The 20,559-nt window shown below is 52.6% G+C and carries 16 protein-coding genes; all 16 read right to left on the reverse strand.

Annotated elements, in window-relative coordinates; translation table 11 throughout:
* Positions 1-36: 36 nt before the first annotated feature.
* The 16 genes from CGC65_RS16835 to CGC65_RS16910 all read right to left on the reverse strand — a co-directional run bounded on the left by CGC65_RS16835 (position 37) and on the right by CGC65_RS16910 (position 20,481).
* Positions 37-1,659 carry a C40 family peptidase gene (locus CGC65_RS16835; protein WP_002564546.1) on the reverse strand — a complete coding sequence of 541 codons (1,623 nt, stop codon included), beginning with the start codon at positions 1,657-1,659 and terminating at the stop codon, positions 37-39.
* 164 nt (positions 1,660-1,823) lie between these two features.
* Positions 1,824-2,621, reverse strand: a complete 798-nt coding sequence (locus CGC65_RS16840; protein WP_002564547.1) for an ABC transporter ATP-binding protein — start codon at positions 2,619-2,621, stop codon at positions 1,824-1,826.
* Positions 2,621-3,556 (reverse strand): ABC transporter permease, encoded by a 936-nt coding sequence (locus tag CGC65_RS16845; RefSeq protein WP_002564548.1) that lies wholly within the window; start codon positions 3,554-3,556, stop codon positions 2,621-2,623. Before CGC65_RS16845 ends, CGC65_RS16840 begins: the two co-directional genes overlap by 1 nt.
* Positions 3,557-3,841: 285 nt before the next feature.
* On the reverse strand, positions 3,842-4,906 hold the full coding sequence (locus tag CGC65_RS16850) for an ABC transporter substrate-binding protein (protein ID WP_002564549.1): 1,065 nt from the start codon (positions 4,904-4,906) through the stop codon (positions 3,842-3,844).
* 157 nt (positions 4,907-5,063) lie between these two features.
* Positions 5,064-6,461, reverse strand: a complete 1,398-nt coding sequence (locus tag CGC65_RS16855; protein ID WP_002564550.1) for a sensor histidine kinase — start codon at positions 6,459-6,461, stop codon at positions 5,064-5,066.
* A gap of 26 nt (positions 6,462-6,487) precedes the next feature.
* Entirely contained in the window at positions 6,488-7,165 is a 678-nt protein-coding gene (locus tag CGC65_RS16860) for a response regulator transcription factor (RefSeq protein WP_002564551.1), read from the reverse strand.
* Between the two features lie 105 nt (positions 7,166-7,270).
* Complete coding sequence (locus CGC65_RS16865; protein ID WP_002564552.1) at positions 7,271-8,266, reverse strand: dipeptidase; 996 nt, start codon at positions 8,264-8,266, stop codon at positions 7,271-7,273.
* 109 nt (positions 8,267-8,375) lie between these two features.
* Positions 8,376-10,040 (reverse strand): SulP family inorganic anion transporter, encoded by a 1,665-nt coding sequence (locus tag CGC65_RS16870; RefSeq protein ID WP_002564553.1) that lies wholly within the window; start codon positions 10,038-10,040, stop codon positions 8,376-8,378.
* A 126-nt stretch (positions 10,041-10,166) separates the two neighbouring features.
* Entirely contained in the window at positions 10,167-11,345 is a 1,179-nt protein-coding gene (locus tag CGC65_RS16875) for an ABC transporter permease (RefSeq protein ID WP_002564554.1), read from the reverse strand.
* Complete coding sequence (locus CGC65_RS16880) at positions 11,329-12,051, reverse strand: ABC transporter ATP-binding protein (protein WP_002564555.1); 723 nt, start codon at positions 12,049-12,051, stop codon at positions 11,329-11,331. Before CGC65_RS16880 ends, CGC65_RS16875 begins: the two co-directional genes overlap by 17 nt.
* Positions 12,052-12,100: 49 nt before the next feature.
* Positions 12,101-13,891 carry an efflux RND transporter periplasmic adaptor subunit gene (locus CGC65_RS16885; RefSeq protein ID WP_002564556.1) on the reverse strand — a complete coding sequence of 597 codons (1,791 nt, stop codon included), beginning with the start codon at positions 13,889-13,891 and terminating at the stop codon, positions 12,101-12,103.
* 14 nt (positions 13,892-13,905) lie between these two features.
* On the reverse strand, positions 13,906-15,072 hold the full coding sequence (locus CGC65_RS16890) for an S-layer homology domain-containing protein (protein WP_007037542.1): 1,167 nt from the start codon (positions 15,070-15,072) through the stop codon (positions 13,906-13,908).
* A 171-nt stretch (positions 15,073-15,243) separates the two neighbouring features.
* Positions 15,244-16,794, reverse strand: a complete 1,551-nt coding sequence (gene cls, locus CGC65_RS16895; protein ID WP_002564558.1) for a cardiolipin synthase — start codon at positions 16,792-16,794, stop codon at positions 15,244-15,246.
* A 137-nt stretch (positions 16,795-16,931) separates the two neighbouring features.
* Positions 16,932-17,369, reverse strand: a complete 438-nt coding sequence (locus CGC65_RS16900) for an RrF2 family transcriptional regulator (protein ID WP_002564559.1) — start codon at positions 17,367-17,369, stop codon at positions 16,932-16,934.
* Between the two features lie 129 nt (positions 17,370-17,498).
* Positions 17,499-19,016 (reverse strand): VanW family protein, encoded by a 1,518-nt coding sequence (locus CGC65_RS16905; RefSeq protein ID WP_002564560.1) that lies wholly within the window; start codon positions 19,014-19,016, stop codon positions 17,499-17,501.
* A gap of 4 nt (positions 19,017-19,020) precedes the next feature.
* A complete protein-coding gene (locus CGC65_RS16910) occupies positions 19,021-20,481 on the reverse strand; it encodes a redoxin family protein (protein WP_002564561.1) in 1,461 nt (486 codons plus the stop codon).
* Positions 20,482-20,559 lie beyond the last annotated feature (78 nt).

Genomic DNA, 20,559 nt, shown 5'->3' on the forward strand with positions numbered 1-20,559 from the left:
TGACCGGCTTTCTGAATAAAATACCATTTTTTTAATCTAGTCGCCCAACACATTCCTGATAGCAACCGGCGACCTGTAATTCCAGGTGGAAATCTTGATACCGCTCTTACGGCTGGCCGCATGGACTACCTGGCCGTTGCCGATGTAGATGGCTACATGGTTTACCTGTCCGCCGCTGCCCGCGTAGAATATCAAATCGCCGGGACGCATGTTGCCGGAGGTAACCGCCTTGCCCATCTTGGCCTGGGAGCCGGAATAATGTGGAAGGGACACACCGAACTGTTTCATGACCTGCATGGTGAATCCGGAACAGTCCACACCCTTAGTCAGGCTGGTTCCGCCCCATACATAGGGGTTGCCCACAAACTGAAGGGCGTAATTCACCACTTTGGAACGCCTGGACGCCGCGTTGTTGGCCGCCACCTCAGCAGGTGAGAACTTGATGGCCTCGTTCAGCGCGTAGCGCACCTCCACGTTGTTGTCCCTGGTGGAAATAAACGCCTTATCCACCTTGCTTCCGTCCTCTTCATCCACGGAATCCAGATCAATCTCCACCCAGCCGTCTAACTGGGCCACAACCGGATAACGCTCGTCCTTTACAATCTGGGTCCAGATTTTGGCCTCCGTATTGGGCTCCGTGCGCACATTCAGCACGTCTGTGTTGATAACCGCCTTAAGGGTGGCGTTCTGCATGGCTATATCCTTTGCCTCCTGGCCTGTGGCCGTGTACTGGGGGTCTGCCGAGATATAACCGATGATGGGGCCTGACTTAATCTTATACCAGCCGTCCAGGGTCTCCAGGATCTCGCCTGCCGCCTTGCTGGTCATCTTACCTATAATCTTGCCGTCTGACTTTGGCTCCTGGCGCACGTTCAGGTAGTTGTTCACCTTGGAAATCACCAGATTGTCATACTGGTTGATGGCCATGGCCTTCATATCCATTTTACGTCCTTCGTTCAGGGAATAGGCCACCTCAGCATATTCAGAGGAAATATATCCCTCCTCTATCTGAATCCAGCCGTCCTCCAGCCCCTTGACCACGTAGCGCTCTCCCTTTAATGCCTGTCCGATAACATTTCCCGGATCCAGGGCAGGGGCCTGACGGATGTTCAGGTTGTCCGCCGTCACCGTGGCACGCAGCTTGACAAGCTCCTTTGCCTTTTCCCTGGCTTCGTCTCCGGTCAGAAGGTACTGGTTGCTGATGTAGCCCTCCACCCCGCCGGAGGTGATGTGGGACCAGTCCCCTTCCGTCGCCAGAATCTCGCAGGCTCCGTCTCCTGACAGCTTACCTATGATCTTGCCGTCAGTGCTTGGAGTCTCCCTTATGTTGAGGTAGCCGGACACCTGCACGATACCCAGATTGCTGTAGGAGCTGATTACATTGTCAATCTCCTGGGCTTCCTTCTGAGCTGCTTCCTCCTCAGGGGAAACACCGGCCGGATCCGCCTGGGCCGGGGTGGCGTTTCCCACCTGTCCCGTGGGGGCCGGTCCCGCTGCTTTGCCGGATACCGGCTTCTTGACTGACTTTACTCCCAGCACAATGATTCCCACTGCTGCGATGGCAGCCAGCAGAAGCACCAGGTATCTGGGGTCCAGACGTTGATTCCGTTTTTTTCTGGCCTTGTTCAGGCTCGATAGATAATCCTTATGTTCAAGCATGATTCTATAATCTCCAACTCATTATTCGCCATAAAAGCTCATATGACGTTAAGTATATCATAAAAACAGACTCGAAAATGTGAAAAATTTCTTAAATTTTGCCGGTCCCCGAAGTATTTACATGAAATGCCCCGGAAACCGGCAATTTTACCACCTGATAGGGATTACTTTGAGAGCAGCATGCGGTCATTGGCAAACTGTCCTCCGCTGGCCTCTGCAAACTTGGCAAGAAGGTCCTCTACGGTCAGGTTCTGCTTTTCCCTGCCGGATACGTCATAGATAATCCGCCCGTCATTCATCATGATAAGCCGGTTTCCTATCTGGATAGCGTCCTTCATATTATGGGTCACCATAAGAGCTGTCAGGTTCTGCTCCGTCACCATCTCATTAGTCAGGTCCAGCACCTTCCTGGCCGTCTGCGGGTCCAGGGCTGCCGTATGCTCATCCAGCAGGAGAAGCTTGGGCTTTTGCAGTGTTGCCATGAGAAGGGTAAGGGCCTGTCTCTGGCCGCCTGAGAGCAGTCCCACCTTACTGCTCATGCGGTTCTGAAGGCCAAGTCCCAGCCTGGTCAGCAGGTCGTGGTAATAGTCTTTCTCATTGGCCCTGATTCCCCATCCCAGCCCTCTTTTCTGGCCCCTTCTGAAAGCCAGGGCCATATTTTCCTGTATTTCCATGCCGGCCGCCGTACCCTTCATAGGGTCCTGGAACACCCGGCCAATGTATTTGGCCCGCTTGTATTCGGGCTGCCTGGATATATTCACACCGTCAATCTCGATCTTTCCGGAATCAATGGGGTACACGCCGGCTATCATGTTGAGCATGGTGGACTTGCCCGCTCCGTTTCCCCCGATGACTGTCACAAAATCCCCGTCGTTCAGGGTCAGGTCAATGCCGTTTAATGCCTTCTTCTCATTGATGGTGCCTTTGTTGAATGTTTTGCGCACATTGGTCATGATCAGCATTATACATTCCCCCCTTCCGAATATTCCTTGTAGGTCCTCCATTTATTGGCAGCTACCGGGATACAGAGAGCCAGGGTAACCACAATGGCGGATAAAAGCTTCATATAATTCGGATTCATGCCCATCTTAATGACAAAGGCCCGGATGACAAAATAGATCACGGAGCCGATGACTGCCGCTGACAGCTTAAGGGCAAAGTTACGGAACCAGCCAAAGAGCACCTCCCCGATGACAATGGCTGCCAGTCCAATAACAATGGCTCCGGTACCCATCTGGATATCCGCGTACTTCTGCCCCTGGCACACCAGGGCGCCGGACATGCCCACCAGACCGTTGCTGAGCATCAGTGCCAGCAGCTTGGTCCACTTGGTATTGACTCCCAGGGCGCGGATCATGTCCTCGTTATTTCCTGTTGCCCTCAGGGCGCTGCCTATCTCCGTGCCGAAAAACCAGTACATCACGACAACCATAAGTATGGCTGCCGCAATGCCGATGACCTGGGACGCCTGGGCCTGGTTAAAGCCCGTGGCGGAAGAAACCATGGTCACAATGGACTTGGACTTGAGAAGGGGAATGTTGCTGCTTCCTCCCATAATCCACAGGTTGATGGACCACAGGGATATCTGGGTCAGAATTCCGGCCAGTATGGAAGGTATCTCAAATACCGTGTGAAGGATGCCTGTCACAAAACCCGCCGCCATTCCTGCCAGGGTGGCTATAAACAGGGCTGCAACCGGATTCATTCCCCTGCCCACAATCAGCGTGGCACAGACGCAGCCTCCCAGTGCAAAGCTTCCGTCTACGGTCAAATCCGCAATGTCCAGAAGCTTGAAGGTGATGTATACCCCCAGCACCATGATTCCCCAGAGCACGCCCTGTCCCACTGCATCTAACAGATTGGGGCCCATGCCCTGCATCAGATTCGCAAAATTCATATCTTATATTTACCTCCCTTTCCGTCTCTATTCCTTTGTATCATTTGATAATGTAAATAGCTTGCCCAAACCGCTGTTCCCGGAAGCCTTACAGCTTGAGCAAACCATCTACCTTCTTTGCCGGACGCCATTTTATCCGATGACCGCCATTTTGCCCGATGGCCGCTATTTTGCCCGATGACGCCATTTTGCCCGATGACCGAAAAGAGGGTGCTGCAGGCCAAAGCGGTTTTCACCGTCTCTGCCCCGCAGCACCGCCTGTATCATCCTGAGCTGCCTGACTGTCTATTTTAATCCGGATACATCAATCCCAAGTGTCTGGGCTGTTTCCTCGTTCACTGTCAGCTCGCACTTCTCAGCCGGCAGGTACTCAATCGGCATATCAGCCGGTGACGCTCCCTCGGTGAGGATTTTCACAGCCTGCTGGCCGGTCATGTATCCCAGCTGGTAATAATCAATGCCGTATGTAGCCAGTCCGCCGTTCTGCACCATGCCTGCCTCGCCGCAGATAACCGGCAGATTGTTGTCTCCTGCCACCATTCCAACTGTGGCCATACCTGCTGCGATTACGTTGTCCGTTGGGGCGTAAACCGCATCCACGGCACCTACCATGGACTGTACCACGGTCTGAATCTCATTGGAACTGGATACCGTGTATTCCTTGCTCTCCATGCCTGCCGCCGCAATGGCTTCCTTTGCCATGTCAGCCTGGATCTTGGAGTTGGACTCTGCGGAGCAGTACAGCACGCCCACGGTCTTGGCTTCCGGAACCAGCTGCTTAAGCAGGTCAATCTGCTCCTTCACAGGAGTCAGGTCAGAGGTTCCTGTAACATTTGCTCCCGGCTTTTCATTGGTGTCAACCAGACCAGATTCAGCCGGGTCTGTCACTGCGGTAATCAGGACAGGGGTATCTTCCACTGCGCCCACCATGGCCTGGGCAGCCGGTGTGGCGATGGCCAGAATCAAATCCTTCTTCTCATTGGCGAACTTGGACGCCACTGTCTGGCAGGCTGACTGGTCGCCGGAAGCATTCTGCTGGTCAACCTCGTAAGCGATTCCAGCGTCGTCTAAAGCAGCGATGAAACCGTCATTGGCAGCGTCCAGGGCGGTGTGCTGCACCAGCTGGAGTACGCCAATCTTATAGGTGGTTCCCTCTGCCTTTGCAGCAGTCTCACTCTCTGAGGCCTCTGCCCCGGTTGTCTCCTCCGCCTTTGAAGCCGTATCAGCTGCTGTCTCCTGGGTCTTGGCGGCAGCTGACGTGGTTTCAGCCGTATTGCCTGCGCAGGCCGTCATGGACAGAACCATGGCGCCGGCTAAAACCAGGGACATGATTTTTGATGTCTTTTTCATAATACTATCTCCTCTTTCCACATAAGAATTCGTCCTCTGTCAGGACTTTTCCTATCATACTACAAAAAAATTGCGCCGTCAATTTTATTACTTTAAATTTCTGTGATTTTAAAGTAATAAAGTGAAAAACTGGTGTTTTTTGCAGATATTTCCATTATTATTTATGCATATCGAGAGGAATGGTGACAGTAAACTCTGTGCCCTTGTCTAACTCAGAGGTCACATGGATGGTTCCATGGTAAAAATTCACGATGTGTTTCACAATGGACAGCCCCAGCCCCGTACCGCCCTGTTTGCGGCTGCGGCCCTTATCCACCCTGTAGAACCGCTCGAATATGCGGTCCAGGCTTTCCTTTGGAATTCCCACGCCGTTATCCTTTACCCTTACCAGCATGTCATCTCCCTGTTCCCCCACCGTAATCCACACCTGGCCTCCGGGCCGGTTGTACTTGATGGCATTGGTGGCCAGGTTGGTAAACAGCTCCTTCATCTGCTGCAGGTTAGCACGGATACACAGGGGCTTGCAGTCCACATGGAGAAACACCTGGCAGGAGGCGGCCAGCGGCTTTAGGCTGTCCATGATCTCCTGGAGAAGCACGCTGATTCTCACATCGGAAAACATTACCTCGGCATCCATGGATTCCAGGCGGGATATCATCAGAATGTCGTTGATAAGCCCTGTCATTCCAGCGGCCTCCTTCTTGATTCTCTTTGCGAAATCCAGCTTCAGGCCGTCATCCTGAATCATGCCGCTCTCCAGTAACTCCGCGTAGCCCTGGATGGAGGTGATAGGAGTCTTAAGCTCATGGGACGCGTTGCTGAAAAATTCCTGGCGAATCTGTTTTTCCTTTTCAATCTGGCTTAAATATTCCTTTACGTCCTTTGACATATTCATGATGGTCCCGGCTATGACGTTGATTTCAGGGTATTGGCAGCTTTCAAACTGCAGCTCCGTGTAATCCCCCTTTACCTTCATCACGGCTTTCGAGATATCGCGCAGGGGTCTGGTGACCGATGACACAAAGCGCCTGGTGGTCACCACGGAGCAGACCATGGCCATAAGGAAGCTTAAAATGGCTGCCGGAAACAGCATGGGAAGGTATTCCTGTATGCCGGAATAGGGCACGGCCAGGCGGAGCACCATGTCTGAATACTCAGAGCGGCAGGCCACATAGAGCATGGTTTTTCCCAGTGTTTTGGAATAGCGTCTGGCATACCCCTCCCCGTGCTCCATGGCTGCCTGTATCTCCTCACGTCCCTGGTGGTTGTCCAGGTACTCGGCATCCGCGTCAGAATCTGTTACAACGGTTCCATCCGACTTTATAAGGGTCACCCTGCTGGAATCCTGGTCCGTAAACGCCTCCAGGCGCTCCATCTGCTCCATTAAGTCCCTGTCATAATCCAGGATGCTGTCCACGGCCTTGATGGTGTAGGTCATATCATTTTTGGAGTTTTTTAACATCATTTTGCTGCTGGCAATATAAAAGATGACGCTGTTAATACACAGCGCCGCCAAAAGTACCAGGATAAAACGTTCCAATAATGCTTTACGCATGTCTTCCTCCTTGGTTTCCTGTCATGTTATCTCACCATACGGTAGCCCACGCCCCGGACCGTCTTAATGCAGGCACCGCCCTCTTCTCCCAGCTTCTGGCGAAGGGTGCGGATGTGCATGTCAAGGGTTCTGGTCTCTCCATCGTACTCATAACCCCAGATGCGGTTGAGCAGTTCATCCCTGGTCACCACCCTGGACTGGTTCTCCAGCAGATAAACCAACAGCTCAAATTCCTTCAGTGTAAGCTCTACCAGCCGGCCGCCGCTTGACACCTCCCTGGTCTTGCGGTTGACCTGGATGTCCTGGTAGAACAGCACATCCCTGTCCTCCTCCCGTTTGGTCCTGCGCAGCAGGCTGCGGATGCGGGCCGACAGCTCCAGAACCCCAAAGGGTTTTACCATGTAATCGTCTGCCCCGCAGTCCAGCCCAACCACCTTGTCAAGCTCCTTTTCCTTGGCCGTCAGGAGCATGATGGGCACATATTTTAACTGCTCCGTATTTCTTACCTCCTTGATGGCCTCTGTGCCGTCCATCCCCGGAAGCATCCAGTCAAAGATTACCAGGTCCGGCTTTTCCTCCCTCATCCTGGCCAGGCCTTCCTCCGCGGTTTCAAACCCTTCAGCCGCATATCCAAAGCCCTCCAGGGCAATTTTCAACAGATTCATGATGTTTTCATCATCCTCAATAATATAAATCCGTTCCATTTTCCAACTACCGCCTTTCCCGGCATACAGCCTATGTAAACAGCATACCAGACTGAAGTAAAATCCACCTCATGGGAATGTAAAACTTGTGTAAAGTTTTTCCCGCTACAGGACCTCCTTATACACCCGGAGCACATTTTTACAGAATACAGCTTCTATTTCCGAAGAGGTAAAGCCTTCCCTTTCCATGGCATGCGCCAGCATGGGGAGCTTTCCCGCATCCCCCATCTCCAGATTCCCGCTGATTCCGTCAAAGTCGGAACCCAGCCCGATACAGCCGATGCCGCCAATTTTCCGAATATGCTTCATATGCTCCACCATGTCGGATATGCGGCTTAACTGCTCTTCCCCCGGTCCGAAGTCCCGCAGAAAGGCAGTGCAGTAATTGATGCCCATGACGCCGCCGCGTTCCGCCAGGGCGCGTATCATATCATCGGTCAGGTTCCTTGGATGGGAAGCCATGGCCCTTGCGTTGGAATGGCTGGCCACAAAAGGGTTTCTGGTATGCCGGAACACATCCCATATGCCTGCGTCATTCAGGTGGGAAATATCAATGATCATTCCCAGGCGCTCCATCTCCTCCACAAATGCAATCCCGGTATCCGTAAGTCCATGCTCTGTATCCGGCGCCATCCTGAAGGTGCCGTCCTCCTCTGCAATCCGGGCATTGGGAAATGCCAGCTCATTGGGAAAATTCCAGGTCAGGGTCATCATGCGCACACCCAGCCGGTAGAAATCCCGCAGAAACGCCGTTTTACCCTGGCAGGTCCCGCCTTCCTCCACTGTGAGAAGGGCCGACATCCTGCCCTGCTCCCAGTTTCTGCTGATATCCTCGTAGGATCTGACGATTCCTATGATATCCTCATGGGCTTCCATTTCCTGGTAGAAGGTATCGAGAAGTTCCATGCAGAATTCAAAGGGCCTTCCCTTGGCCTGTTCCAGATTGACATACAGGGCAAAATTCTGCAGCCCGTAATCCCCTGCCTGCATCTTTTTCAAATCCAGCATCATCTGGTTCTCCAGGATGGACTGCCTGCCTCCCTTCTTATGGTCCTTATAGATTTCCGCAATGGTATCGCAGTGCATATCCACAACCTTCATATCCCTGTCCTCTTTCCTGTTCTTTGGTATTCCCAATTTATTCCTGTATAACCGGAAATATTCTGTCACCCGTTACTATGTTCCAGTTTATACTGACTGCCTGTTTCTGTCAATCGGCTGCATTGGCCTCTGAGAGGATTTCCCCTGCCCGGCAGATTGCATCGTCGATGCGGGGCGCTATGTTTTCCCTTCCTATCTCCTTATCAAATCCTGCCTTCTCCATCACAGACAGGGGCTGTTCGTTTACATGGGAAAGAATCATGGTGATACGGGCCTTGCGGCACCTGGCGTTCAGCTTCTTAAGACTGTTCAGGGCGGTTGCATCCATGGCGGGAACGCTTCTCATCCGCAGAATCAGCACCTTCTTGTCTGAATCCAGGGGAATCTGTCCAATCTTGTCCGCCGCGCCAAAGAACATGGGACCGTTCACCTCAAACACCATAACCTGCCTGGGCACTGGTTTTAAGTCAATGCGCTCCCTGTCCGTGCTCTCCTCGTAATCCTCTGCGTACTTCCATCCGTAAATATCAGACACATCCGCCATGCGCTTCATGAACAGCAGACAGGCCAGGGCCAGTCCCACACCGATGGCCATAACCAGATCGAACACCACTGTGAGAAAAAAGGTCAGCACCAGCACGGCCGTGTCACTTTTGGGCGCTGTCTTCACCACATCTGCAAAGGACCGCCACTCACTCATATTGTAAGCCACCATAAACAGGATGGCCGCTATGGCAGGCATGGGAATCAGAGCCGCATAGGGCATAAGGAATACCAGAATCAGCAGAAGCACCGCCGCGTGGACCATGCCGGCCACCGGGCTGCGCCCTCCGTTCTTTATGTTGGCAGCTGTCCTTGCGATGGCGCCTGTGGCCGGAATGCCTCCGAAAAGCGCTGAGGCCGCGTTGCCCACTCCCTGGGCCACCAGCTCTGCGTTGGAGTTGTGCTTTCCGCCTATCATTCCGTCTGCCACCACACAGGAAAGCAGGGATTCAATGGCAGCCAGCACGGCTATGGTAATGGCGTCCGGCATCACCTTCTGTACCAGGCTGAAGCTGATATTCGGCAGATGGAACGCGGGAAGGCCGGAGGAAATGGTATACAAATCCCCTATAGTATTGACCCTCAGGCCCATTCCCTTAACCAGCACCGCGGCAGCCGCAACGGCAATCAATGAAGGCGGCACCTTCTTAAAGAACCTGGGCCACAGAATGAGAATGGCCAGTGACACAGCTCCCACTGCCAGGGCCTGAAGGTTCAGGGTATCCATGCAGGAGATAACCTGGCCCAGCTTCTCCATGGTCTCCACCGGTGATTCCCTGAAGGTAAGTCCCAGGAAATCCTTGATCTGGCCGATAAAAATGGTCACTGCGATACCGGTTGTAAAGCCGGTTGTAATGGTATATGGAATAAACCGGATGAGGCTGCCCAGGCGCAGAAAGCCCATAATAACGAGAATAAGACCGGCCAGTATCGTAGCTGTGGCCAGTCCCTCCATTCCGTTTTTCATGACGATTCCTGCCACAATGGTGGCAAAGGCTGCCGTAGGGCCTGCTATCTGCACCTTGCTGCCGCCTAAGAAGGAAATAACAAACCCGGCTATGATGGCCGTGTAAAGTCCCTGTTCCGGTGTCACACCGGAGGCCAGCGCCAGGGCTATGGACAGGGGCAGGGCTATGATAGCCACAATGATTCCCGATATCACGTCCTTTGTGAATTGTTCCTTTGTGTACTGTTTCATGGACAGAAACAGCTGGGGTGTAAGCGTTTTCATCTCATCTTTATCCTTTTCGTGTTTATAAAATGTTAATACTTTTTTACTATAGCGAAAGGATGGCCCCATATCAATTGTTTTCCGTCATGTTTCCAATATAATACAAAAAGCAGCCGCCGGCACGGATTACTCACTTCTCAGGGCGTCTATGGGATTTAGGTTAGCCGCCCGGCTGGCAGGCATGTATCCGAACAGCAGTCCGATTCCAACGGATACGCTGAAGGATATGACAACAGCCGACAGGGTGGGGGTGGCGGACACGCCCACCGCTGCTCCCACCACAGTGGTGGCGACGCAGCCCACCAGGATTCCGATGATGCCGCCCAGGGAGCTGGTCACAGCGGCCTCAATGACAAACTGCCGCATGATGGTTCCCTTATCCGCTCCCAGGGATTTGCGGATTCCGATTTCCCTTGTTCTCTCTGTAACGGATACCAGCATGATGTTCATAACGCCCACACCGGCCACCAGCAGGGAGATTCCCGCTATTCCTCCCAGCATACCGCTCATCATGGCAATCTGCTCGTTCAGGGAATCCAGCATCTCGCTCATGGCCGTCACGCGGTATAAATCCTCATCCTTAAAGGTTTCGTACAGGAAATTCTTGATGACTGCGGTGCACTCGTCCGCCTTGCTGGTATCCAGTGCCGTAAAGGTATAGTTGGTGATATTGGCGTTTCTGGACATCTTCACGGCTACGCTGTATGGAATCCATACAAAGTCATCGGTTCCCCCGTCCTCCATGTTATCCGCGTCCTGGGCCTCCGCTACACCTATAATTTTAAAAGCGTAGCCGTCTATCTTAAGGGTCCGCCCTACGGCGTTCTGGGAGCTTCCGTAAAGCTCATTGGCCACGTAAGCGCCTATCACGCACACCTTCTGGCGTGAGACAATATCCGAATACGCTATGTTCCTGCCTGTTTCCAGTTCATAGGACTTGATTTCCAGATATTGTTCACTGCGCCCTGCCACTGACGTGGATGTCATGGAGTCATCCCCATATTTGATGGTGGAGGACAATGTCACATTGGGGCTCAGTTCCCCGAACAGGTCTGTATGTTCCTCATAAAATGCATACATCTGGTCCACATCCAGGGAACGGGAAGCCAGATTGGTCACATTTACATTGATCTGGTTCACACCCATGCTGGCGAAGCTCTCCACCACGCTGCCCATGTAACCGTTGACCAGACTTACCAGTATGATGACCGCGGCCACTCCGATAATAATTCCCAGCATGGTCAGGAATGAACGCATCTTGTTGCCCCAAATGCTTTTAAGGGCCAGCTTAAATGATTGCAGCATAGTCTTTTACATCTCCGTCAAAATTAATCTGCCCATCCTTTATCCGGACCACGCGCCTGGCTTCCATGGCAATGGCGTTGTCATGGGTAATCATCACGATGGTGTTTCCCTCGTCGTTGAGCTGTTTGAGAAATCCCAGCACATCGCGGCTGGTCTTGGAATCCAGGGCTCCTGTAGGTTCGTCCGCCAGTATCAGTGAGGGGCTTCCGGCCAGGGCCCTGGCAATGGATACCCTCTGCTGCTGTCCGCCGGAAAGCTGGTTCGGCATGTTCTTCCATTTTTCCGACAGGCCCACCTTTTCCAGGGAAGCCATGGCCCGCTCCCGGCGCTCTGCATTTCCCACACCGGCGTACAGGAGAGGCAGCTCCACATTTTCCAGTATGTTAAGCTTGGGCAGCAGGTTATACTGCTGGAAAATGAAGCCAATCATCTTATTGCGGATGCGGGCCAGCTGTTTGTCATCCATGATGCCCACATCCTCGCCTCCCAGGAGATATTCGCCGTCCGTGGGCACATCCAGGGCCCCAATAATGTTCATGAGGGTGGATTTTCCGCTTCCCGACTTGCCTACGATGGCCACAAACTCTCCCCTGTCTATCTTCAGGCTGATGTCGTCGTTGGCCCGCACCTCTTCCCCTCCCAGATAGTATATCTTATGGATATGTCTCAGCTCAATAAGTGTTTCCCTCTGACTGGTATTGTCCATGTGTTCCTGGTTCCTCTCTGTCTTACTTCCGGTTCCTTCCGGGCATACTTTAACGGTTCTGGCGGCCTCCGGAGCCGCCCCGGTTTTGTCCGCCCATGTTTCCGCCTCCGCCCGGAGGGCCGCCCATGCCTCCGTCCATCATCATCATAAAGCTGCTGCTGTTTTTGCTGGATTCAGCCACATAGACCACGTCTCCTTCTGACAGGCCGCTTGTGATTTCCACGTATGTGTCGCTTGCCAGTCCTGTTTCCACCTTCACAGACCGGAAACCGGCAGGCACCGGCCCCTGCTGCTCCGTCACTGTGTCATCCTTCACATAGACCTGGTTTCCCCTCATCAGGGCATCCACGGGGATGGCCAGCACATCATTGGCCTCCTCAAGAGTAATAACTCCGTCCACATTCATGCCGGGCAGCAAATCCCCCATATCATCCAGGGTAACAGTCACCGGGTAGGTGCTGACACCGTTGGAATATGTGCTCTCCAGGCTGACGTTGGTCACTGTGCCTGAGAATGTCTGTCCCTCAAAGGCGTCTGCTGAAACCTCTACCTTCTGGCCTACCTTTACTTTCTTGATATCCAGCTCGTCTATGGACATCTCAAATGTCAGGCTGGACAAATCGTAGATGGTGGCCAGCACCGTGGTGCTGGAGCTGTTTTTGGTGATATTGTCTCCCACCTTGAAATTCTTGGTGATGACCTGGCCGGAGATTGGCGCCTTTATGGTGTAATTATCATAGCTGTCCTGGGTGCTGTCCAGCTTGTTCTGGGCTGATTCCACGCTTTCCTCCGCCTTGTCCAGGGCGTCCTTGTAGCTCTGAATCAGCTTATCCGCCGACTTGTCTGTCATCTTAAAAACAGGGGTTCCTTTTGTAACGTAGTCCCCTACATTTACCAGCAGGGACTCCACCTCCACACTGGTGGACAGGTCCGCATTCATGGTGGTGTCCACCGATGCCTCGAATGCTCCGTCCTCACTGCCTATGAATTCCCCGATCTGGGCCGTGGCTCTTAAGGATGTGGTCAGGCCGCCGGGATTTTGCACCTGTATGGTAACCACACGTACCAGCCGTCCGCCTGTGAGGACGGTTTCCTGGTTAGCCACTGCCTTGACTGTTCCTGCCACCTGCTCTCCTGTATCCGTCAGGGTAACGGCTGCCGGCATCCCGGCTCCTATCATGGCTGCCTCCCCGGACAAAAAAGGAATTCTTATTTCCATCACATCGTCGCTGTAAACATCGGCCAGCTTGGTGTTTCCGCTCACCTTGTCCCCCGCGCTGATATACAGTTCCTTGATATATCCTGTGTCGGTGGCTTTGTAGGTGTTTCCGCTGTAATCGCCCAGGGCGTCATTATAATCTTCCAGGGCGTCTTCATAGGAGGACTGGGATCTGCTCAGGGAATTCACCGAGCTGGTCAGCTGGGACTCCATGCTGGACTTATCAATTTCATAGAGCACCTGGTCCTTTTCCACCTGGTCCCCCTCCTCAAAGCCGGCAGATAACACCTCGCCCTCCACCATGGAAGTGATGCTGTAGGTGTCCTTGGCCTTAAGGGTTCCTGAGGAAGACAGTTCTGAGGAAATGTCCCTGCGCTCCGCCGATGCCGTATTGTGGGACTGTGCCTGGGCAGTGGCTGCCTTTGCCTTCATGCCCCTAAAGGTCATGGCCGCGGCTGCGGCTGCTCCTATTATCAGCAGGATTACCAGGGGCTTTACCCATTTTTTTCTTCCCTTTCTGCCTTTTACTGCCTGTGCCGGGGTGCCGGGTGCTGCTTCCCTCTTATGTCTGCCCGCGGAGAGCTTAAAAAAGCGCTGGACGCCTTTCTTCTTTTCTTCCATACCGCACCTCACCCTTAATATTCTATGGCGTCAACTGCCGTATAGCTGCTGCCGCTCTTATTGCATACCATTACCACCTCATCCCCTACCTCTATGCCGCCGTAGATGGAAAAAAGGTACTGAAGCTCCGAAGAATTCAGATTGATGGTGAGATATACGTCCTCGTCAATTCCATCCTCCCCAAAGTCCCCGTCCGAATTGTCGTCATCAATCTCCAGACGGATGGAGGTGGGCGTCATCACGTCTGTGGATTTATAATAAATGTTCTTGACCTCGCCCTTTAACAGCACATAGGCGTTGTTTCCCTCCAGATCATCATCGTCCCATCCCCTGGTGGTGTAGGCCCAGATGGTTTTGGACTTCACATTATAGTAGACAACGGCAAAGCCCGCATCCTGCTGGGATGCCTTCACTGCCTCCAGTGTGCTGGCTGTTCCGTTTAAAAATACATTGGCATTTTCCGATCCAAAGGGCACGGACTGGATTACGCTGAAGCCCTTGCGCACCAGTATGGGGCCTTTGCGCTCGTCGTCCAGGATGGTGATGGGATTGATTTCCCCGTCTGAGTTAAGCTCGCAGTCCAGAACAGCCCCGTATATTTCGCTGCTGTCCTTTTTCTTTGTCTTTAACAGGTTGTAAAACAGGTTCATGCAGTCTGTCTGGTTCAGCACTTCCTCCGGCTGGCGGTTCATCTCCTCGTTCAGCTCCAGATAGTTGAACTTGGAAATGCGCGAGGACGCCAGGTCCCCGGTAAAGTCCTCGTCCGAATACCCCAGCATGGTCAGCGCTGCCTTCACAGCGTCCTTATATGTAATATACTCCTCAGGCTTAAAGAGCCCTCCCAGGAAACCGGTCATCCATCCCTGGGAAGCCGCGATACGGATATAAACAGCATCCGGATGGGTACCCGGCACATCCGCGAACACGGACACGCTGGAAGAAGGCAGGTTTTCCCGGTAGCTGGAGGCATTCACCAGCATTCTGGCAAAATCCCCTCTGGTCACCTGTCCTGTGTAATCCGTCACATTCAGGATTCCGGTCAGGTTCACCACCTGTCTCCTCATGTCAAAGTTTGCAGACGATGTATTGGCTGCGGCAGTCACAGGCAGAGCCGAGGTCACTGCAGTAATGGCTGCCAGGGAACCGCACACATAACGGCAGGCTGCAAGTGGTCTTTTCATTGCTTTTGCTCCTCTCAAATCAATCGGTATTATCTTTTATTTTTTATACTCTATCACAGTAATGTGTTCATTTTGTGATAAGCGCGCAAAAAAACGCAAAAACAGCCTGTGAATACACGGATGAATTCCGTTTTTCCACAGGCATTTTTTTCGGTTTTTCTTTCTCCTCTATTACATCAAAGGGGCAACGAGGCGCATGAGACGTCCCAGCTTCTTTCCCATCCAGCTGTAATTTTTACAGTCCTCCATCGTGATAAGACTGCATTTCTTAAGGGTCTCCTCAAAATCACGCTCCACGTCAAAGACCACCGGATTGCGGTAAATATAGGCCGCGCATTCAAAATGCAGGTAAAGGCTGCGGAAATCCAGGTTAATGGTGCCCACCACAGCCTTTTCGTCGTCGCTGACAAAAACCTTGGCGTGGACAAAGCCCGGCGTGTATTCGTAAATTTTCACGCCGGCTCTTGTGAGCTCCGGATAAAAGGTTCTGGCCAGCATGTAGGCATACTTTTTATCCGGAATATGCGGCATAATAAGCTTTACGTCAATCCCGCGTTTGGCGGCATAGCTCAGGGCATTGACCATCTCGTCGTCCAGAATCAGATAGGGCGTCATAATATGGACGTAGCTCCTGGCCTGGTTCAGTATATCCAGATAAACACGCTCTCCCACCTGCTCCCTGTCCATAGGGCTGTCCCCATAGGGCAGGACGAAGCCGGAATGATCTGAGGACTGGGGATGTTCATAGTCTTTTGGGACCGCGTACTTCCCGTAATCCTCCGGCTGTCTCTCCGTCACATTCCACATCTGCAGGAACATCATGGTAAAGCTCTGTACCGCGTCTCCCTTCAGCATGATAGCCGTATCCTTCCAGTGGCCAAAGCGCACCTTGCGGTTGATGTACTCGTCCGCCAGATTTACACCGCCGGTAAAGGCCGTATGGCCGTCTATAACCACAATCTTCCTGTGATCCCTGTTATTCTGATAGGTGGACAGGGTTGGCTTTATAGGCGAAAACATTTTGCAGCGGATTCCCTTTTTCTCCAGCACCCTGGGATAATGATACGGAAGAAGCATAAGGCAGCACATGCCGTCATACATGACCCTGACCTCCACGCCCTCCTTTACCTTCTCCTCCAGCACCTTCAGGATACTGTCCCACATGTATCCCCGCTCTACAATAAAATATTCCATGAAAATAAAATGCCGGGCCGCCTTAAGCTCCCTCATGAGAGCCTCAAACTTGTCCTCCCCCAGCGGAAAATATTCCACATGGGTGTTGCCGTAGGCAGGATACCCCGCGTGATCCTTCATATAATCAATCAGATGGCTGCTTCTCCTGCTGGCTTCCCTGATTCGCTCCTGTACTTCCCGGTCCTGCTTCAGGTAAGCAGCCGTGTCGCCTATGTTTTTTTTCAGGCGCCGGGCCATAAGCTTTGTCTGGAACTGCATCTGCACAAATATATACAGCAGGACTCCGAACACCGGAATCACCAGAACCGGTACAATCCAGGCCATCTTAAAGCTGGAATTAATAGGTTCATTGAAAATATAAATGATGACTGCCGCGCTCAAAAGGATGGATATGGCGTATACAATGTGCATGTACTCTTCCAGCCACCGGAAGGCGCCAAACAGGATTCCCACCTGTATGGCCATAAACAGCACCACAAAGGCCGTCCTTCCAAATATAATCCGGAATAATCCCCTCAATTTCTTCATCCTGTCCCTTGTCTCCTCTCATGTAACAAATGATGTACTTTATCGTACAGCTTATCATACGGGTTTATACAGCCCAAAAATCCCTGGTGAAAAACCGGCATCCGCCGACCTGATTCACCAGGGTTTATTCTCTGTCTTTATATGGCTGTTACAGCCTTCGGGGCGCCCGTGAAGATTCTGCTGTCCAAATCCGCAATGGTGACTTTCTCTAAATATGCCTGGCAGCACTGGTTCAGCTCACCATAGAGCTCATCCATGATTCCCGCCATGCCTGACGAAATGAGGCAGGCCATATGCGGATTGCCGCTTTTCCAGGAGGCAGCCACAAAGGGGGTATCCAGAGCCTCAGCCACCATGGACAGGTTCACGTCCCTGCTGTCACGGTGGAACAGATAACCGCCGTCCACACCTTCCTTTGTTTTCACAAGATCCGCCTTTTTAAGCTTTGCCATGACCTTACGTATCCTGGCAGCATTGGTACAGACATTTGCGGCAAGACCTTCGCTGGAAAACACAGTTCCCTTGTGATTCAAAAAAACCAGCGCATGCACCGCAATGGTAAATTCACTTGTCACTTTTCCAATTCCCCTTTCCTATCTGCAACAGCCTGCTGCTGTCTTTCATTAAATCATACCATTCTTTTCAGAAAAATGCACTTATTTTTTATTTCATAAACCAATTCATAAGCCAGCCTCCAAGCCGGCTCATGAGCCAAAGGGCATTATGACCTCCCCTTCTGCGGCAGCTTCTTCTGTCTGCCCTTCCTGGAGGTTTTCTCCCCCGTCCGGCTGGGGAAGCTCCTGTGATGGCGGCAGGGCGGCTGAATTGCGCTGTATCTTAGCGGGTTTTGCTTTATAGGTACTGGTGTAAAGGAAGGTCTCTTCCTCCACCTGTCCATTTTTTGTACGGATGCGGTAGGACTTCCAGACCGAGCCCGGCTGGGCCTGCTCCACTATCTTTTCTTCCCCATAAGCCAGCTCAGGGTTTTCCTCGTAAACAGGCGCCGGCGGTTCCAGCTCCCTGATCTTTTCCGAGCGCATGGAAATACGTTCATTCTCTTCCAGCAGGGGAAGGCCTACAATAGAAAGCTTCAGCTGTTTTCCGTCAAAGGAAGCCCTGAGGCCGATGGAAGTGTTCTGGGTGTTGACAAATTTAAGGTCCGGGCCCGCATAGCCGTCAAAGCTCACCATGGCGTCCTGGCCCTTATCAATATAACCGGGCGCAAAACTGTGGAAATTCCGCTCCGTTGTCTTGTATCCTGAGTTGATAATGGCATGGTACAGCGTGGTGGAAACCTGGCACACACCGCCGCCCGGTTCCTCTATGAGGACTCCGTTCCTGTAGGCGCCTGCGGGCTGGTATCCCTTTTCGCTGGTGCGGTTGCCTGTGGCCAGGTTAAAGGAAAATTCCTCTCCCGGCTTTAACACTACGCCGTCTATGGCGTCTGCCGCCAGCCGGATATTCTGGTTTCTGTTCTTATTATCCGTGGTGGTGGTGGAAAAAGTCCCAATCACTTTGTACTGGTCCCTGGCCTGGGCAGCGGTCCGTTTGGGCGCGATGGAATCAAAGGGCGCCTCTGTCTCCGTCGTAAATTCTCCCTTTCTGACTGCCTCCATCAGCTCCTCCACCAGCTGCTCCTGCTTCAGGCTGCGCCCATACCGTTCCTCTGTATAGCGGTAGGTCTTTGTCTCCTTGTCAAAGGATTCCATCTGGGAATCCACTGCCCCTCTGTCCCATTCCTGGGCCAGCTCTGCTGCCTGCTGCGCAAATGCCTGTTCCATCCGTCCATAGTCCAGTTCATAGCTCTGTGGCTTATCCTTATCCCCGTGTTCTATGGTTTCAAGTATCTCCTCCAGCTGAGGGCCTGCCAAATCTTCCAGGGAAACACTCTCTTCCCCGTTTCTGATCCTCATATCCCAGCGGTACGTTTCCCTGACCCTGGATACGGCCTGTTCCATGGTAAGTCCGGACAGATTTAAGGTTCCAACCCGCACATCTTTCAGGAATTCCGTCTCCAAAGCCTCTGGCATCTGCGTGCTGTCCGGTGTCTCTATACTCACCTGGGTGCCTTTGGCCTCCCGCCCTTTTTCCCTGATTACGGCCGCTGCCCCGTAGACGATGACAGCAGCGGCCAGAGCTGACAGGATCCATGCCTTTTGGACCGTTACCCTTGTCCTTCTTTGGTATTTTCTTCTTATCGCTCTGGCTCTGCTTCTGTTCATCTTACTATCTCCGTTTTCCTTCCATTGTCTGTTCTATAATGTTCTTCATCATATCCTCGTTCAGCTGACCGCTGGCATAACCGAATACATTCCCGTCCCTGTCAATCATGAATGTGGTCGGGTAGGAATAAATGCCGTATGCGCTGAACAGCTCGCCCGTTGTATCCATAAGCACCGGATATGTGTATCCGTTCTCATCCAGGAATTCCTTGATTCCTTCTTCTGACTTTTCATTTCCATATCCCGGTCCTGCCACTCCCAGTACGATAAGGGCGTCATCCCCCTCCGTATCATAGGTCTCATATATTTTCTGTATATCCGGCATCTCTGCCCGGCAGGGCGGACACCAGGTGGCCCAGAAGTTCAAGAATATGGTCTTTCCCTTGTAATCTGACAGGGAATGTGTATTGCCGTACTGGTCCTTAAGGGTAAAGTCAATGGCCGGAAGCACCTCCTGTGCTCCTGCTTCGGCCTGGTCTGCCCCTTCTTCCCCGTCCCCGGCTGTTTCCTCCGGTGCATTGGCCTTATCTGCATCCGATGCAGCGGACGTGTTCCCGGCTTCTGCCGGATTTGCCGCATCTGCCGTATCTGTTTTTCCGGTTTCAGCTTCCGTGGCTTCTGTCTCTGCCCCGGATTCGCTGTCAGCGGACTCTGGCTCAGTACCTGCCGTCATGGCCGGAGTTTTATCTCCACCCTCTCCCGGCTCTTTGCTGCCCTGGACGGATGACTGGGTCTGGAAACTGGACAGATATCCTGTCACTGCGTTCATCCTTCCGGTAAACATCAGAAGGCCCATGAATATCATCAGAATGCCTCCCACCTTTACCGTGTATTTTACCACATTGCCATGGGTTTTAAAGAATTCCAGCAGGCTGGTGGTGAAAAGTCCCACTGCCAGGAACGGCAGCACGAATCCCAGGGTATAGACCCCAATCAGGCCAAAGGCCAAGGCCTTTGTGCTGGCAGAGGCTGCCATCAGCAGGACGCTGGCCAGAGCCGGTCCCACGCAGGGCGTCCACGCAAAGCTGAAGGTAAATCCCATGATTAAGGCTGTTATCGGCGACATGGCCAGCATATCCAGCTTAAAAGGCAGCCTGTGCTCCTTTCCCATGGCTCCGCTCTTTCCAAAAAATCCCAGCTGATAAAATCCAAAGAGCACCACCAGAATTCCTCCCACCCTGGCAAAGAGAAGCTGGTTGCTCTTAAAGAAGGTTCCCAATGTGGAGAACCCCAGTCCCAGGAGGAAGAAGGCAAAGCTGACGCCGATGACGAAACAGAGGGTGTGAAGCATTACCTTGCTCCGCTCATAGTGCATGCGGCCGTCCTCACCGCGCTTGCCGGTTCCGCCGGAAAGATACCCGATGTATAAGGGTATGAGGGGCAGGACGCAGGGGGAGAAAAAGCTGACCAGTCCCTGTATGAATACCGTCAGAGCCGGTACACTGATATCTAATGAAAATCCCATAGGTGTGTCTCCTTTTTATGTTTTCTGTGTGATGTTTTTCCTGTGGTTTATATGTGCAGCATGGTATCTTTTTCTATA

The organism is Enterocloster bolteae, assembly GCF_002234575.2.
GTDB classification, from domain to species: domain Bacteria; phylum Bacillota; class Clostridia; order Lachnospirales; family Lachnospiraceae; genus Enterocloster; species Enterocloster bolteae.